A 15,963-nucleotide genomic window follows, 5' to 3' on the forward strand; every position below is an offset into this window, starting at 1 on the left:
GTTCGAGATGCCGACGCGTTGTGCCTACGAGCGGGCCGCGAGCAGCGTCTCGACGAGCCCCACCAACTCCTCAACCACCCCATCCAGCGACTCATCCTGTCGCGCCTCGGCCTGAAACACCCCGTCCACGACCTGCTTCGCGGCGAATGGCAGCTCGACGCTGCGCATGGTCTTGACCATGCCGAGCACGGCGAGCACGGGTAGCATCCCGACGACGCCGCGGGTGCCGCCTGAGAGCCCGCCGTAGCTGACGAAGCCGATCGGCATCCGCTTCCACTCGCGAGCGAGGTAGTCGATCGCGTTCTTCAGCGCGGGCGCGTACGAGTGGTTGTATTCGGGCGTCACGGCGATCACGGCATCCGCCTTCGACACACGCTCGCTCCACGCGATCGTGTGCGGCTTCGTGTACTCGTGGGTGCTCGGATGCTTCGGCTCATCCATGAACGGCAGCGCCAACTCGCGCAGATCGACGTGATCGACCTCGACATCGTCACGCTCTGCCAGGCGATCGAGCACCCACCGGGTGATCGGCTCACCGAGACGAACCGGACGAACGGATGCCGTGATCACCATGATGCGTGTCATGTTCCGATCGTGGCACACGCGCCCGCCGGTGTCAGTGCGCCGCGTCGTACGCCTCGAGCACCGCCGCCGGAACCCGTCCCCGCTCAGACACGGTGTAGCCGTTCTCCGCCGCCCACACGCGGATCGGCGCGTAATCGCGCTGGCCGGCGCGGCGTTGGACCCGGCCACTGCCCGAACCGGATGCTCGCGGTGTCGATGGGCGGGATGCTGAGACACGGCGCGCGGCGGAGATATACGGCTGGAGCGCGTCACGGAACGACGCGGCGTTCTCATCCGTCAAGTCGATCTCGAACGCGGTGCCATCGAGCGAGAACAACACCGTCTCACCCTCACCGACCTCCAGCACGGTCCCATCGAGGTCGTCGACGAGCTGATGCACGATTCTGCGGGCCATTTTCTGAGACTACTGATCGTGGGGCGTTTCGTCTCGCTTCGCTCGCTCAACGGGCAGGGCGTGGGGGGTGTGGGTCTCGATACACCGCAGCTTCGCTGCGGCACTCGACCACCGGAAGTCCAGCGCGGCGCGGGGGGGGGTGGGTCTCGATACACCGCAGCTTCGCTGCGGCACTCGACCACCGGGGGTGGGGCGTTTCGTCTCGCTTCGAGCGCTCAACGACCGGTTAAGGGAGGAGGCCGGCGCGGCGGGCCTTGGCGACGGCGGCGTGGCGGGTCGAGGCGTCAAGCTTCGACATCGCGGACTGCAGGTACGACTTCACGGTGCCCTCGCGCAGCACGAGCGTCGCGGCGATCTCGGCATTCGTCGAACCGAGCGCAGCACACGCCAGCACATCCACCTCGCGCGGCGACAACCGCACATCGAGCAGCTCATCGGCCGGCGGCTCCTCCTGCGTGAGCCCCGCCATGCGGCGCTCCAAACGCTGCAGGCGCGCACGGATGCCGGCATCCCGCACATCGGCAGAGATGCCACGCAACTCTGCGAACAGCTCGCGCAGCGACTCCTGCGTCGAACCGGGTAGCACCGTCTGTGCGGGCGCCGCGGGGGAGACGAGCGCCAACCGGCGCTGCACCTCATCGCGCACCCGCAACTCGACCGCGAAGTCCGACGCGACCGACAGCGCGCTGCGCGCCGCCTGATCACCCAACTGCGTCTGACCCCACGCACCGGCGTACAGCACGCCGCGGGCGCGCCCCGCCACCATCACGGGCACCGCGAACAGCGTCGAGATGCCCTCACCGAGAATCGCGCGGTCATAGTCGTGCGTGATGTGCCGCGAAGACTTGTAATCGAGCGCCAGGCGCGGGCGGTGCTCCACGAGCGCCCGACCGCCCAGGCCACGCGTGGCATGCACCACGAGGCCGTCGATGTACGGCGTGCGGGCACCGGCGACCGACGTCACCTCAACGGTGTCATCGTGCTCGAATCCGCCGAACGCGACCGGAAAACCGGTGCGGGTGGCCATCGCGCCGACAGCGCGGGCCAGCAGGTCGGCATCGGATGCGAGGCCGCTCGTCGCCATCGCGTACCTACTTCCGGGGGTGACTCCTACGACGCCCCCACTCGTATCGTCAACGGTACCATCGCGTCCGCCAGCGTCGGCGTGCGCGAGATCTCATGAGGCAAGGAGGCCACATGTCCGGATCGCACTCCGCCCCCACGGGCGCGATCGACTACGTCGAGGTCGAAGAATCCCCCCGGTTCCAAGAACTCAAACGCAAACACCGCAGCTTCGTCTGGCCCATGACCGTCGCGTTCCTGGTCTGGTACTTCACCTACGTGCTGCTCTCATCATTCGCCCCCGAGTTCATGGCGACCCGCGTCAGCGGTGACATCACGATCGGCCTGCTGCTCGGCCTCGGCCAGTTCGTGACCACCTTCGCGATCACGATGGGCTACGTCGCCTTCGCCAACCGCAAACTCGACCCGATCTCCTCCGAGATCCGCGACGAGCTCGAAGCGAAGGAGCCCACCGCATGACGACGCTCGCAGCGGCGGCATCCACCGTCGAGAACAACCCCATCCTGAACATCACGATCTTCGGCGCGTTCGTCGCCGTGACGCTGTTCATCGTCATCCGCGCCAGCCGCAACAACAAGACCGCCGCCGACTACTACGCCGCCGGCCGCTCGTTCACCGGCCCGCAGAACGGCTTCGCGATCTCAGGCGACTACCTGTCGGCCGCATCGTTCCTCGGCATCGTCGGCGCGATCGCCATCAACGGCTACGACGGATTCCTCTACTCCATCGGATTCCTCGTCGCCTGGCTCGTCGCCCTGCTGCTGGTCGCCGAGCTCATGCGCAACACCGGCAAGTTCACGATGGCCGACGTACTCTCGTTCCGCCTCAAGCAGGGACCGGTGCGGATGGCCGCGGCCATCACGACCCTCGCGGTCTGCTTCTTCTACCTGCTCGCCCAGATGGCAGGCGCCGGCGGGCTCGTCTCGCTGCTGCTCGGCATCAGCGACCAGATCGGGCAGTCCCTCGTCGTCGCCGTCGTCGGCGTGCTGATGATCGTCTACGTGCTCATCGGCGGCATGAAGGGCACCACCTGGGTGCAGATCGTGAAGGCGTTCCTGCTCATCGGCGGCGCCCTCGCGATGACGATCTGGGTGCTCGCGATCAACGGGTTCAACCTCAACACCCTGCTCGAGTCGGCCGTCGCGGCAGCCTCCGCCGACCCGCAGGACGCGATCCTCGGCCCGGGCCTGCAGTACGGCGCGAACCCATGGGACTTCATCTCGCTCGCCCTCGCGCTCGTGCTCGGCACCGCGGGTCTCCCGCACGTGCTGATGCGCTTCTACACCGTCCCGACAGCGAAAGAAGCACGTCGCTCGGTCGTATGGGCGATCTGGCTGATCGGCCTGTTCTACCTGCTGACCCTCGTGCTCGGCTACGGCGCAGGCGCCCTCGTCGGCCCCGAGGTCATCAAAGCCGCCCCCGGCGGTGTGAACTCGGCAGCCCCGCTGCTGGCCAACGCCCTCGGCGGACCGCTGCTGCTCGGATTCATCTCCGCCGTCGCGTTCGCCACGATCCTGGCGGTCGTCGCAGGCCTCACCATCACGGCGGCAGCCTCGTTCGCGCACGACATCTACGCGAACGTCGTGAAGAAGGGCAACGTGCCGCCCGACGGTGAAGTGAAGGTCGCCCGTCGCACAGTGATCGTCATCGGTGTGCTCGCGATTCTCGGCGGCATCGGCGTGCAGGGGCAGAACGTCGCGTTCCTCGTGGCGCTCGCCTTCGCGGTCGCCGCCTCCGCGAACCTGCCGACGATCATCTACTCGCTGTTCTGGCGCGGGTTCACCACCCGCGGCGCGGTGTGGAGCATGTACGGCGGACTGGCCGCAGCCGTCATCCTCATCGTGCTCTCGCCCGTGTTCTGGGGCACCGAGACGAGCGTGTTCCGCAACGTCGGCACCGCCATCTGGCCGATGAACAACCCGGGCATCGTGTCGATCCCGCTCGGGTTCTTCCTCGGCTGGCTCGGGTCGGTCACCGCCAAGAAGAAGGAGGACCCGGTCAAAGCCGCCGAGATGGAGGTGCGCTCCCTCACCGGCTACGGCGCCGAGAAGGCCACCGAACACTGATCGGATGCCGCACGCGGCGCGGCCCCGGACCACTCCACTGCGGGAGGTTCGGGGCCGCGCCTTGTTGTGCCGGCGGCGGCCTACTCGCCGCCGGACGTCTGTGCTTCGACCGGCGGTGTCGCGACCTTGGCCTCTGCCACCCTGGCCTCCAGGTCGAGCAGGAACCGCTTGATCTCGGGGTGACCGCCGTACTCGCCGATCGACCCGTCCGATCGCACGACGCGATGCGCCGGCACCACGATCGAGATCGGCGTCTTCGCGCACGCCGACCCCGCCGCGCGGTGTGCGCCGGGGGATCCGGCCATGATCGCCACCTCGCCGTACGACGCCGTCTGGCCGTACGGAATCTCGCGCACCGCCTGCAACGCCGCGCGGGTGAACCCGTCGACGAGCCGCCAGTCCACGGCGAGGTCGAAGTCGGTGCGCTCGCCGTCGAAGTACTCATCGAGCTGCTCGCACACGGCGGCGGTGGCCGCGGCATCCGAGCGGGGGACCGCGCCCAGCAGCACGCTGAGGGATGCCAGTTCGTCATCGTCCGGGCCGTCGAGCACGTGCAGGGCGACGAGTCCGGCATCCGTCACCACGACGAGGGCGTCGCCGATCGGGGTCTCATGCACGGTGTGGAAGGCGTCGGTCATGGCTCAATCCTGCTGGTCGCCGCAGACCTTCGCTGTGACTGGTGTGACAGGTGGGGACAACAGGCCGGATCGGGCGGCTGTGGAGGAGGCGGCGAGGCGGTGAATCGTGCGAAACCCTGCCGTTCTCCGGGCAAACGACAGGCGGTCGACCTACGCTGTCTCGTGTGTGGCGAGCAGAAGGCGAAGCCGTGCCCGACCCGAATGAGGCCGAGCACGCTCGCTCAGTGACCCCCGGAGACCTCGACATGGCTGAACCCGACGTGCACGTCGCACACGTCGCCGAACCCGAGCGCACCCGCCTGCGACTCGAAGCCGCGCACCTGGGTGGCCGCTCCACGCTGCTGCACTACAGCGACGCGGGCGACGCCGGCATCGACATCACGACCGCCCACCCCGGCAGCCTGCCGCAGTTCATCACCGGCCGCTCGACGCTGCTGTCGAACCTGTTCCGCGACGAGGTCGCCCTGCGCTCCGCCCGCATGGCCGCCGAACGCATCGCCGCGAAAGACGTCGAACTGCGCACCGCACGCGGGCTCGATACGGTGCACCTCGCCGTCGGCATCGCCGCCTGGCGCGTCGGCGGCGTCTCCTACACCGCGCCCGTGCTGCTGCGTCCCCTCGCGATCCGCCGCCACCACGCCGACTTCGATCTCAAGCTGCGCGGCGCGTTCACCATCAACCCCGAACTCGTCGAAGCCGTGCGCGTGCACTACGGCATCGACCTCGACGGCCGCGCGCTCGCCGCGCTCGCCTACGACGAGAACGTCTTCAAGCCGCAACCGGTCATCGACCACCTGCGGGCCCTCACCTCGCACATCGAGTCGTTCTCGGTGCAGCCGCGCCTGGCGGTCTCGACCTTCGCCGACGTCGCCTCGCGCACCGAACGCGACCTCGCCGACCTTGACCACCCCGTGCTCAACGCCCTCGCCGGTCACGAAGCCGACCGCGAACGGGTCTCGACCGTCGTGCGCTCTTCGGAGCCGCTGTCGGCCGACGAACGGCCCCCGGCATCCGACCGGCTGCTGCTCGATGCCGACGCCGAACAAGAAGCGGTGCTCGCCCGCATCGTCGCCGGCCAATCGCTCGTCGTGCGCACCCTGCCGGGCACCGGCGGCACGCAGACCGTCATCAATGCGGTCGGCGAACTCGTCCGCGCCGGCAAGCGCGTGCTCGTCGTGAGCGCCCGACGCTCCACCCTCGAGGGCGTGCGGCACCGCCTCAGCGGCATCGGCCTGGCAGGCCTCGCCGTTTCGCCGTCGCAGACCGCCCGCGACCTCATTCGCGCCATCGCGCGCAATGAGAAGGCCACACCGCCCAAGGTCGGCGAAGTCGACGACGCGTTGCTGCGGCTTCGCACCGTGCTGCGCGACTACCGCGGCGCGCTCACGCAGCCGCATCCCCAGATCGGCGTCTCGCCGCTCGAAGCGGTGCGCACCCTCGCGACGATCGCGCGCCGCGACCCGCAGCCCGCAGCCGCGACCCGCTTCGACAGCTCGACGCTGCAGACCCTGTCGACCCGCCGCACCGAAGCCGCGACCGCGCTTGCGACCGCAGCCCGCCTCGGCGAGTTCCGCTTCGGCCCCGACGACTCGCCCTGGTACGGCGTCGCGTTCGCGACGACCGAAGAGGCCAAGGCCACCCACGCCCTGGCCGGTCGCCTGCACCGCAGCTCGGTGCCGGGGGTGCTCGAACGCGGGTACGAACTCATCGGGCAGACCCGCATGCGCCCGTTCACGACGGTCAGCGAACTCGGCGGCTACGTGCACCTGCTGCAGGGCATCCGCGCCTCGCTCGACCGGTTCAGCCTCACCGTGTTCGAACGCCCCCTCGGCGAACTCATCGACGCGCACGGTCACCGCCGCGACGCACCCAACATGACGGGCGCCAACCGTCGCCGCCTCAAGCGCCTGTCGAAGGAGTACGTGCGCCCCGGCATGCACGTCACCGACATGCACGAATCGCTGCTGCGCGTGCAGCAGCAGCGCGCGCAGTGGCAGCAGTTCGTCGAACCCGGCGTCATGCCCGAGATCCCGATCGGCCTCGACGAGGTCGCCAACGCCTGGCAGCGCGTCGACGGCGACCTCGCCCAATTGGATGCCGCCCTCGGACGCACCGTGCCCCTGGCGAGCCTGCCGATTCCGCAGCTGCTACGCACCCTCGCGGGCCTTGCCGCGGAATCCGACGTGTTCGACAATCTCGTCGAGCGAGCCTCGCTGCGCACCCAGCTCGCCGACCTCGGGCTCGAGGGCCTGCTCACCGAACTGTCGGTGCGGCACGTGCCAGAGGACCAGGTCGCGACCGAGTTCGAGTTCGCCTGGTGGCAGTCGGCGCTCGAAGCCATGCTGCGGGGCGACCGCGCCCTGCTCGGTGCCAATACGTCGGTCGTCGACCGGCTCGAGCGCGACTTCCGCCTCGTCGACGAAGCCCACGCGGCCTCGTCGGGGCCGCTGCTGGCATCAGAGCTCGCGAAGCGGTGGAAGATCGCGATCGTCGACGAAGCCGGTGAAGCGAACGCCCTCAAAAAGCTCCTGCGCGGGGGCACCGCGACACCCGCAGAACTCATCGGCTCGGCGCCCACCCTGCTGCGCACCCTCGCGCCGGTGTGGCTCGCCTCGCCCTACGAGGTGTGGCAGATTCCGTCGCAGCCCCGCTTCGACGTCGTCATCATCGCCGACGCCGGCGCTCTGTGCCTGGCAGAGGCCGCGCCCGCACTGCGCCGCGCCGAGCAGGTCGTGTTGTTCGGCGACCCCGTCACGCAGAAGCCGACCCCGTTCCGCGTCGCGGCGGGGCACGTCGAGCCGAACGAAGACGAGCCCGAGATCGAACCCGACGAAGAGAGCGTCTTCGAACGCCTCTCGCACCTCGTGCCCGTCGAGACCCTCACCCGCAGCTACCGTGCCGGCGGCGAAGATCTCGCCGAACTCGTCAACGACGCTTTCTACGACGGCAATATCGTCTCGCTGCCGTGGGCCGGCTCGTACCTCGGCCGCGGCAGCCTCAGCGTCGACTACGTCGAAGGCGGCACCGGCGCACCCGACCCCGTCACGGGTGCCGTCGAAAGCCCGGATGCCGAGGTCGCCCGCGTCGTCAACCTCGTCGTCGAGCACGCCGTCAACCGCCCGACCGAATCGCTCATGGTCGTCACCGCCTCGACCAAACACGCAGCGCGTGTGCGCGCCGCCGTCGACGCAGCCTTCGCGGGCCGCTCCGACGTCGCCGACTTCGTCGGTCGTGACACCGCCGAACCGTTCGCCGTCCTCGGCCTCGAAGAATCGGTCGCCGAAAGCCGCGACCGCGTCATCTTCTCGCTCGGATTCGGCCTCACCAAGCACGGCCGCGTGCTCAGTGACTTCGGCGACCTGTCGACCCCCGACGGCGAACGGCTGCTCACGGTCGGCATGACCCGCGCCCGCCGCTCGATGGTGATCGTCTCGTCGATCCGCCCGTCCGCGTTCGATGAGGGGCGCCTCGATTACGGCGCCTCCACCCTCATGGGCATCCTCGGCGGCATCGCCGCCCGCGCCCGCGAGGCCCGCCTCGAAGACCTCGCCGACCCGCTCACCCTTACGCTCGCACAGCACCTGCGCGGGCTCGGGGCCTCGGTCGATGTCGACTACCGCGGGTTGCTGCCGCTGGTCGCGCAGTACCGCGGCAAGGCGGTCGTCGTCGAGTCCGACCCCGAAGCGACCGGCGAATCGCTGCGCGAATCGCTGCGCCTGCGCCCGCAGATCCTTCGCCGCCTGGGCTGGCACTACGTGCGCGTGCACGCATTCGACCTCTACAGTGACCCGGCCGGTGTCGCGTCGCGGGTCGCCGCGATCCTCGGCATCGAGCCGCAGACGCCGATCGCCGACACGGCCACCCAGCCCATCGATGTCACCGAATGACCGTCAGCGCATCGTGCGGGTCGCGGGTTCGCGTCGCGCACAGCTGACGCCCGCACCCGGCACCAGTGCCGAGCCCGCGCCCGTCGACGAACGCGCGCGACGGGCAGCATCCACGCCCACGCCTGCGGCCGCGCCGGGACAGACGAATGCCCCGACTCCCGCGGTGCGGGGAGCCGGGGCATCCGGTCCGAATGACGAGCGGATGCGGAACGAGGTTCCGCCCCACTACTGAGCAGTCGGTGCGTCTGGTCAGACGGCCTTGTTCTTCTCGAGCAGGTCGCGGATCTGCACCAGCAACTCCTGCTCGGTGGGAGCGGGCTCCTCCTCGACGATGCCGGCCTTCGCAGCCTGGCGTTCCTTCCACTTGTTCATCGGCATGACGAACGCGAAGTAGACGACGAGCGCGACGGCGAGGAAGCTGATGATCGCCGTGATCAGGTCGCCGAGCGGGAAGGTGACCTCCTGGCCGTAGATGCCGATGAAGGTCGGACCGACCGTGCCGTCTTCGCTCGGTGCGTAGAACAGTGCGACGAGCGGCGTGATGATGCTCGCGACGACCGCGTTGACGATGGCCGTGAAGGCACCACCGATGACGACGGCGACCGCGAGGTCGATGACGTTGCCGCGAAGAATGAAGTCCTTGAAGCCCTGGATCATGGCGCCTCCTTGTGTGCTCCGGCCGCAGCCGGGGGGATACCGGCTGGTCGCCGGGTCAGGTTCCCGCGGATGCGGGGGAGGCGGTCGCCTCGGGCTTCGATGATGGCGAAGAACTGGACTTTTCACCAGAAGGCGTGCCGTTTTTGCTCGAACCGGTGCCCGCGCCGCTTCCTGATCCGCCGCTCGATCCACCGCGGGAATCGGTGCGGTAGAAGCCCGACCCGTTGAAGGTGACCCCGATCGAGCCGTACTGCTTGCGCAGCAGGCCGCCGCACTGCGGGCACTCGGTGAGGGAGGCGTCCGAGAAGGACTGGACGGCGTCGAAAGCGTGACCGCACTGCGTGCAGGCATAGGCGTAGGTAGGCATGAGACCTCTGAAGGATCAGGTCGCGTCGGCGAGCGTGAGGGTTCGGGTGGGGGTGACGACGCCGTTCACCGGCTGGTCGTGCAGGTCGCGGGGGACCTCGTCCAGCAGCTCGGAGTCGAAGATGACGGCATAGACGGGCGGGCGCCTCTGCATCGAGCCGAGGGTCTTGTCGAAGTAGCCGCGGCCCCAGCCCAACCGCATCCCGGTGCGGTCGACGGCGGCGGCCGGAATCACGAGCAGGTCGACGTCGTCGAGCGCGAGCGGGCTCAGCACCTCGCTGTCGGGCTCGGGCACGCCGGCCAGGCCCTGCACCTCGCCGCCGTCGCGCTCGGCGACCGCCCAGTCGAGCAGGCCGTCGGCGCGCGTGATCGGCAGCAGCACGCGGATGCCGCGGGCCGTTGCCGCCGCGATGAACTCGCGTGTGCCCGGTTCGGTCGGCGACGACAGGAAGCACGAGATCGAACGGGCGGCGTGCGCATCGACGAGTGCGTCGAGCTGGGTCTTCAGCCCAGCGGCGGCTTCTTCGAGGGCCAGTTCCGAGCGCTGTTGGCGACGTTCCCGCAGGTCGGCGCGCAATGCGCGCTTCGCACCATCGATGTCGCCGGTCATGCGTCGATTGTAGGCGGGCTACAGGCGCGCCCCCGACTCGTATGCCGTCTCGTTCACGAACGCGTTACATCGAGTGGATAGGGTAGCGCCATGCCCCAGAAGCGAATCAAGGCCGTCATTCCCGCCGCAGGATTGGGGACGCGGTTCCTCCCCGCGACCAAGGCGATGCCGAAGGAGATGTTGCCGGTCGTCGACAAGCCGGCCATCCAGTACGTCGTCGAAGAGGCCGTCTCGGCGAACATCGATGACATCCTCATCATCCTCGGGCGCAACAAGAACAACATCTCGAACCACTTCGACTCGGTGCCCGAACTGGAGCACAACCTCACCAACAAGGGCGACCTCGACCGGCTGCGCCGCGTGCAGGCCTCCAGCGAACTCGCCGACATCCACTTCGTGCGTCAGGGCGAGCCCAAGGGGCTCGGCCACGCCGTGCTGCGCGCCAAGGGCCACGTCGGCGATGCGACCTTCGCCGTCATGCTCGGTGACGACCTCATCGACGAGCGCGACGAACTGCTCACGACCATGATCGACGAGAACGAGCGCACCGGCCTCACCGTCGTCGCCCTCATGGAGGTCGACCCCGACAACATCCACATGTACGGCGCGGCGGCGGTCGAGCCGACCGACAACCCCGATGTCGTCAAGGTCACCGGTCTCGTCGAAAAGCCCAAAAAGGAGGACGCTCCCTCCAACTACGCCGTCATCGGCCGGTACGTCCTCACCCCCGACGTGTTCGAGGTGCTCGAGCGCACCGAACCCGGCCGTGGCGGCGAGATCCAGCTCACCGATGCGCTGCAGGAACTTGCGACGACGAGTGGCGTTTTGGGCGTCGTCTTCCGTGGCCGCCGGTACGACACCGGCGATAGGCTGGACTACATCAAGGCCATCGTGCAGCTGGCCGTGGACCGCGAGGACCTCGGCACCGACCTGCGTCCCTGGCTGAAGGACTTCGCGGCCGAAATCTGACGCCGCCGCGATGCGGCCACGGCTCGAAGGGGATCGGATGGACCTGACGGTACCCCGACGGCACGGCCCCATCTCGATCCGGCTCGTGCGGCAGCGCGACGCACGCACGCTGCAGAACGAACTGCTCAGCAACCGCACCTGGCTGCGGCCATGGGAGGCGACCAACCCCGACGGCGCGGTCTCGTTCGACATGCGCGCGGGCGTCCGGCGACTGCTGCAGCAGTACCGCGACGGTGGCGGCGTGCCGCTCGTCATGGAGTACGAGGGCGAGATCGCGGGGCAGCTCAACGTGTGGGGCATCGCGCGCGGGTCCCTGGCATCCGCCACGATCGGGTACTGGGTGAGCGAACGGTTCGCCGGTCACCAGATCACGCCGGTGAGTGTGGCGCTCGCGACCGACCTCTGCTTCAACGAGATGCGCATCCACCGCATGGAGATCTGCATCCGTCCTGAGAACCGTGCCAGCCTGCGCGTGGTCGAGAAGCTCGGCTTCCGCTACGAAGGCCTGCGCCGTCGCTACATCCACATTGACGGCGACTGGCGCGACCACTACGCGTTCGCGCTCGTGCGCGAAGAGGTGCCGAACGGGGTGCTCGGCCGGTGGGTGAGTGGACAGGTGCCGCCGGATGCCGCATCCATCCCGCCCGGTGACCGCCTGGCGATCTGACCGGCACCGGTGAAGGTTCGAGTTCAACTCGAACGTCAGACACGCGGTGTGGCGCCGCGGATGCGGACACGTCGGGACGTAGCGTTATCGCCATGGACGGACAGGTGCTCGGCGGTGGTGTGATCGTGCTCGTCGCGGTGGCGCTCTGGCTCGTGTACCTGCTGCCGTCGTGGCACGGCCGTCACCAGTACGAGGCCGCCGAACGCAACGCCGTGCGCCTCAACCAGGCGCTGCGGGTGCTCGCCGAGACGAGCGAGACCCCCGACGAGGTGCGTTTCGAACTGAACGCCCGCACCGCGCACGCGCAGCAGAAGCTCGCCAAGCAGGTGCAGACCGAGCGGCACGAGGCGCAGCTGCAGACCTCGCGCGCCGAGGCTGAGACCGAGCGGGCCACCGCCCGCGCCCAGGCCGCCGCCGCGATCGCCGAAGCCGCCGCCCGCCGTGAGCAGGCACGCGTCGACGAAGCCGCCGCCCGGGCCCTTCCCGCCGCCCGCCGCGCACGCACCCGCCGACGCGTGCGGCTCGTGGCGACGCTTGTCGGTGTCGTCGGTGCCGCCGTCGGGGTCTGGGGCGGGATCATCGTCGTCACCGGGGGAGCGCAGCTCGTGCTCTGGACCGGGGTCGCCGTCGCCGCGCTTGCAGGTCTCGCCCTGCGTCGCATGTCGACCGTGCAGCGGCAGGCCGCCGCACGCGTCGCCGCGCCGATCGTCGCCGAGCGCATCGCCGCCGACATCCAAGATCTCGAGGTCTCCGACCCGCGCGCCTCGTGGACGCCCCGTCCGCTGCCGCGCCCGCTCGCCTCGTCGAGCGGTTCGCGCGCCGCCGCCGTGCTCGACCAGGCCGCCGCCCGCGAGGCGCTGCGCCGCGTGGCCCTCGACGACGCGATGCGCGCCCGCGCCGAGCAGAACCGTCCGCCGTCGATCGACACCGCCCGCCGCGCCCGCCCCGAGCAGGCGCCCGCAGCCGTGACGGCCGCCGCCGACGACTCGGTCATCGAGGCGCACGTGCGTGACCTGTTGGAGCGCCGCGCCGCCGGAATGTGACCCCGTTCGCGCGGATGCCCGTCATGCGCGTGATAGTGTTGTGGGGTTGTCCGGGCCTGTGGCGCAGTTGGTAGCGCGCTTCGTTCGCAATGAAGAGGTCAGGGGTTCGAATCCCCTCAGGTCCACCACCGAAAACCCCCGCTCGCCGGGGGTTTTCTGCGTCCTCCTTCGATGCCCTGATGCGGGTCGGTAGGATCGGCCGAGATGAGCGAGCCCGCACCCACCGCGACCGAATCGATCCTGTCGGCGCCGTTGCCGCCGCGCCGCCCCGAGACGGGGCAGGGGTCGTGGGCGCTCGGCTTGCTCGCCCTCATCCCGATCCCGGTCGTGGGGCTCGTGATCGCCGCCGTCGCGATGCTCGCGTCGTACCGGTCGATCAAGAAGCGGGTGAACACCGTCGTGGCCCGCAACGCCCGAAACGCCGCCAACTGGGGGCTCACGGTGCTGACGGTCCTCTCGGCGCTGTGCATCTGGGTCATCGTGAACTTCGCGGTGCACGGCGACCACCCCGAACCCAGCTGGGCACCGCTGCTGCCGCTCGCCGCCGGTGCGGCGCTCTTCGGCATCCACCTCGCCGTCACGATCGCCGGCATCCTGCTCGCACGCCGAGGCCGTGTCTTCGGCTCGTGGATCGCGATCCCGTACCTCCGGGTCGTGCAGACCCCCGACACGGAATGAGACGCAATCCGTCAGCGCTATACCTCGTGACAACGAGGAGAATGAAGCCATGACCACCGACACCGGAACCATCACCACCGTCGACGGCGCCGAGACCGCAGTGCTCGCGGGCGGCTGCTTCTGGGGCGTCGAGGAGCTCATCCGCCGCCAGCCCGGCGTCCTGCAGACGCGCGTCGGCTACACCGGCGGCCAGAACGACCACGCCACCTACCGCAACCATGCCGGCCACGCCGAGGCGGTCGAGATCGTCTTCGATCCGTCGCAGACGACGTACCGCGACATCCTGTCGTTCTTCTTCCAGATCCACGACCCGTCGACGCTGAACCGTCAGGGCAACGACATCGGCACGAGCTACCGGTCGGCGATCTTCCCGACGACACCGGAGCAGGCCGCCGTCGCCCGCGACACGATCGCCGACGTCGACGCGTCGGGGCTGTGGCCGGCGCCCGTCGTCACCACGATCGAGGCATCCGGCCCGTTCTGGGAGGCAGAGCCCGAGCACCAGGACTACCTGCAGCGCATCCCCAACGGCTACACGTGCCACTTCGTGCGCCCCGGCTGGGTGCTGCCCGCCCGCGACGAGGCCGCGTCGGCCTGACGGTTCGGCGCGATGCCGTGCGTGGTATCAGCGCACGGTGTCGCGCCCTCCTCCCTTGTGCGCCGGTGCTGGGCCGGCGCACGCCGAAAGGCGCGACACAAGGGGGACACGATGGCTGACCGCATCACACACGATGAGATCGCGCAGCGCTTCGCAGATTCAGGGGCGATCGACTTCAACGCCGCAGGCAAGTTCTTCGCCGAGATCGGGCCGGTGCTCGCTCAGCAGGACGACGGGCTGCACGGCGTGCTGGTCGGGCGTTACAACCTGCTGGCCTGCATGCTGACGGCGCGCGACCTCGACAAGGTCATCGGGCTGCGCGACATCGCGCGCATCTCGGACGTGCTCGACGTCACGCGGCAGCAGTGACCGCAGCATCGACACTGTCGGCCGGCCACGCGACGGATGCCGCCGTGTGGCCGGTCGACGACCTGCTGCGTCGGGTGCTGCGTGCCCTCGACCTGGCACTCACCGTCGTCGAGGCGTTCGGTCACGACGGCTACGAAGACCCCGTCCACCCCGAGCTCGGGTTCGGGCCCGAGAAGGTCGTGGCCGAGGCCGCGATGCTCGCCTACGCGGCGGGTACGTCGACCGACGACCCACGCGTGGCCGCAAGGGTGGCGAGACTGACCTCGGCTCTCGGGCCGCTTGCGCGCTCCGACGAGGCGCTCGCGGATCTGCTCGTGCACCCGTTTCGCGTCACCAAGCGCGTGGTGCCTCACGTGCTGCTGCGCGAGCTCGGCCTGCCGCACGACGCGTTCGACGCTGTCGCGGCACCGCGGTTCGAGCGGCTCTTGCGGTTCTCGTGCGAAGCGCCGCAGCCCGTCATGGCCGAGCGGGCCTGGATCGCCCGGCGCTGGTCCGGCGCCGACGCTGCCTTCGTCGATCCGCACGGCCCGTTCTCGAAGCCGTTCGACCTCGCCGATCACTCCCGCGAGTTCGCCTACGGCCTCACCCACCTGATCTTCTACGTGACCGACTTCGGCCGAGAGCCCGGGGTCGTCCTCGGCAGGCGCGTCGACGAGCTGCTGCGCGATGTCGACGCGCTCGTGCTGCGCTATCTGGATGCCGCCGACTACGACCTCGTGGCAGAACTCCTCACCGCCTGGCCCATGTTGCGGCAGCCGTGGTCGGCGACGGCCCGCTTCGCGTGGCGGGTGCTCACCGCGGCAGAGGATGCCGTCGGCGTGCTGCCCTGCTTCAACCTCGACCTCGATCGTCTCGATGCGCTCGCACCGGCCGAGCAGACCCGGTATGCCCGGGCGATGTCGTACCACACGGCCCTCGTGATGGGCCTGCTGTGCGCCGTCAGCCTGCGGGACGGGGCGACGCCCGTCCGCCGGATCAGCGCGGATGCCGGGAGTGCCGCCGTCGCAGACGAGGTCTTCGCGTTGCTGGCGCCCAACGGTGCGCACTGGCCTGACGAGTTCGCGAAGCTCGACCCCGCCGAACGTGCCGCGCTGGGGCCGGCGCTGGTCAGACTCGGGCTGCTGCGAGCCGTTCGGAACGCCGACGCGCCGTCGATCCAGCGACTCCTGGCGCTCGCGGAGCGTCAGGGCATCGCGCTCGGGCCGGTCGGCGCGATGGCCGTCGACCTCATGGGCGCGCTTTCGGGCGCCGCGCGGTTCGCGGGAGAGCCGTAGCGGCGTCGCGATCCCACGACTGCGCCAATTCGCGGCATCCGCGCCATCGATCGGTGGCGCAGGTGACGGAATGTGGCGC

17 protein-coding genes and 1 tRNA gene are annotated in these 15,963 nt (G+C 69.6%); 11 read left to right on the forward strand and 7 right to left on the reverse strand.

What is annotated here, in order from left to right; translation table 11 throughout:
• Positions 1-24: 24 nt before the first annotated feature.
• The 3 genes from ACSF8R_RS01860 to ACSF8R_RS01870 all read right to left on the reverse strand — a co-directional run bounded on the left by ACSF8R_RS01860 (position 25) and on the right by ACSF8R_RS01870 (position 2,063).
• Positions 25-585 (reverse strand): NADPH-dependent FMN reductase, encoded by a 561-nt coding sequence (locus ACSF8R_RS01860; RefSeq protein WP_434810140.1) that lies wholly within the window; start codon positions 583-585, stop codon positions 25-27.
• A gap of 31 nt (positions 586-616) precedes the next feature.
• Positions 617-979, reverse strand: a complete 363-nt coding sequence (locus tag ACSF8R_RS01865; protein WP_434810141.1) for a histone-like nucleoid-structuring protein Lsr2 — start codon at positions 977-979, stop codon at positions 617-619.
• Between the two features lie 226 nt (positions 980-1,205).
• A complete protein-coding gene (locus tag ACSF8R_RS01870) occupies positions 1,206-2,063 on the reverse strand; it encodes a LuxR C-terminal-related transcriptional regulator (RefSeq protein ID WP_434810142.1) in 858 nt (285 codons plus the stop codon).
• A gap of 113 nt (positions 2,064-2,176) precedes the next feature.
• Here ACSF8R_RS01870 and ACSF8R_RS01875 point away from each other — a divergent pair, with 113 nt between their 5' ends.
• Both ACSF8R_RS01875 and ACSF8R_RS01880 read left to right on the forward strand, forming a co-directional pair.
• Complete coding sequence (locus ACSF8R_RS01875; protein WP_434810143.1) at positions 2,177-2,521, forward strand: DUF485 domain-containing protein; 345 nt, start codon at positions 2,177-2,179, stop codon at positions 2,519-2,521.
• Complete coding sequence (locus tag ACSF8R_RS01880) at positions 2,518-4,128, forward strand: solute symporter family protein (protein WP_434810144.1); 1,611 nt, start codon at positions 2,518-2,520, stop codon at positions 4,126-4,128. Before ACSF8R_RS01875 ends, ACSF8R_RS01880 begins: the two co-directional genes overlap by 4 nt.
• A gap of 80 nt (positions 4,129-4,208) precedes the next feature.
• Here the strand turns inward: ACSF8R_RS01880 and ACSF8R_RS01885 are convergent, their stop codons facing one another.
• Positions 4,209-4,766: a methylated-DNA--[protein]-cysteine S-methyltransferase gene (locus tag ACSF8R_RS01885; RefSeq protein ID WP_434810145.1), complete on the reverse strand. Its 558-nt coding sequence runs from the start codon at positions 4,764-4,766 to the stop codon at positions 4,209-4,211.
• 245 nt (positions 4,767-5,011) lie between these two features.
• Between ACSF8R_RS01885 and ACSF8R_RS01890 the strand changes: the two genes are divergently transcribed.
• Positions 5,012-8,653 carry an AAA family ATPase gene (locus ACSF8R_RS01890; protein WP_434810374.1) on the forward strand — a complete coding sequence of 1,214 codons (3,642 nt, stop codon included), beginning with the start codon at positions 5,012-5,014 and terminating at the stop codon, positions 8,651-8,653.
• Positions 8,654-8,902: 249 nt separating this feature from the next.
• Here ACSF8R_RS01890 and mscL read toward each other — a convergent pair whose 3' ends face one another.
• Genes mscL through ACSF8R_RS01905 form a run of 3 tightly spaced genes read right to left on the reverse strand, consistent with a single transcriptional unit; the run spans position 8,903 to position 10,286 of the window.
• Entirely contained in the window at positions 8,903-9,310 is a 408-nt protein-coding gene (gene mscL, locus ACSF8R_RS01895) for a large conductance mechanosensitive channel protein MscL (protein WP_434810146.1), read from the reverse strand.
• Positions 9,311-9,365: 55 nt separating this feature from the next.
• Positions 9,366-9,677, reverse strand: a complete 312-nt coding sequence (locus ACSF8R_RS01900; protein WP_434810147.1) for an FmdB family zinc ribbon protein — start codon at positions 9,675-9,677, stop codon at positions 9,366-9,368.
• 15 nt (positions 9,678-9,692) lie between these two features.
• Entirely contained in the window at positions 9,693-10,286 is a 594-nt protein-coding gene (locus tag ACSF8R_RS01905; protein ID WP_434810148.1) for a 5-formyltetrahydrofolate cyclo-ligase, read from the reverse strand.
• A 90-nt stretch (positions 10,287-10,376) separates the two neighbouring features.
• Between ACSF8R_RS01905 and galU the strand changes: the two genes are divergently transcribed.
• The 8 genes from galU to ACSF8R_RS01945 all read left to right on the forward strand — a co-directional run bounded on the left by galU (position 10,377) and on the right by ACSF8R_RS01945 (position 15,884).
• Complete coding sequence (gene galU, locus ACSF8R_RS01910) at positions 10,377-11,255, forward strand: UTP--glucose-1-phosphate uridylyltransferase GalU (protein ID WP_434810149.1); 879 nt, start codon at positions 10,377-10,379, stop codon at positions 11,253-11,255.
• 37 nt (positions 11,256-11,292) lie between these two features.
• On the forward strand, positions 11,293-11,922 hold the full coding sequence (locus ACSF8R_RS01915) for a GNAT family N-acetyltransferase (protein ID WP_434810150.1): 630 nt from the start codon (positions 11,293-11,295) through the stop codon (positions 11,920-11,922).
• A 92-nt stretch (positions 11,923-12,014) separates the two neighbouring features.
• Positions 12,015-12,965: a large exoprotein gene (locus ACSF8R_RS01920; RefSeq protein WP_434810151.1), complete on the forward strand. Its 951-nt coding sequence runs from the start codon at positions 12,015-12,017 to the stop codon at positions 12,963-12,965.
• A 52-nt stretch (positions 12,966-13,017) separates the two neighbouring features.
• Positions 13,018-13,093: transfer RNA gene (locus ACSF8R_RS01925), tRNA-Ala, on the forward strand.
• Between the two features lie 76 nt (positions 13,094-13,169).
• Positions 13,170-13,643: a hypothetical protein gene (locus ACSF8R_RS01930; RefSeq protein ID WP_434810152.1), complete on the forward strand. Its 474-nt coding sequence runs from the start codon at positions 13,170-13,172 to the stop codon at positions 13,641-13,643.
• 49 nt (positions 13,644-13,692) lie between these two features.
• Complete coding sequence (gene msrA, locus ACSF8R_RS01935; RefSeq protein ID WP_434810153.1) at positions 13,693-14,241, forward strand: peptide-methionine (S)-S-oxide reductase MsrA; 549 nt, start codon at positions 13,693-13,695, stop codon at positions 14,239-14,241.
• A 111-nt stretch (positions 14,242-14,352) separates the two neighbouring features.
• On the forward strand, positions 14,353-14,610 hold the full coding sequence (locus ACSF8R_RS01940; protein WP_434810154.1) for a hypothetical protein: 258 nt from the start codon (positions 14,353-14,355) through the stop codon (positions 14,608-14,610).
• Positions 14,607-15,884, forward strand: a complete 1,278-nt coding sequence (locus tag ACSF8R_RS01945; protein WP_434810155.1) for a DUF6895 family protein — start codon at positions 14,607-14,609, stop codon at positions 15,882-15,884. The genes ACSF8R_RS01940 and ACSF8R_RS01945 overlap by 4 nt, the downstream gene beginning before the upstream one ends.
• The last annotated feature ends 79 nt before the right edge of the window (positions 15,885-15,963 follow it).

This window comes from Microbacterium sp. bgisy189, from assembly GCF_965345345.1.
Lineage (GTDB): Bacteria > Actinomycetota > Actinomycetes > Actinomycetales > Microbacteriaceae > Microbacterium.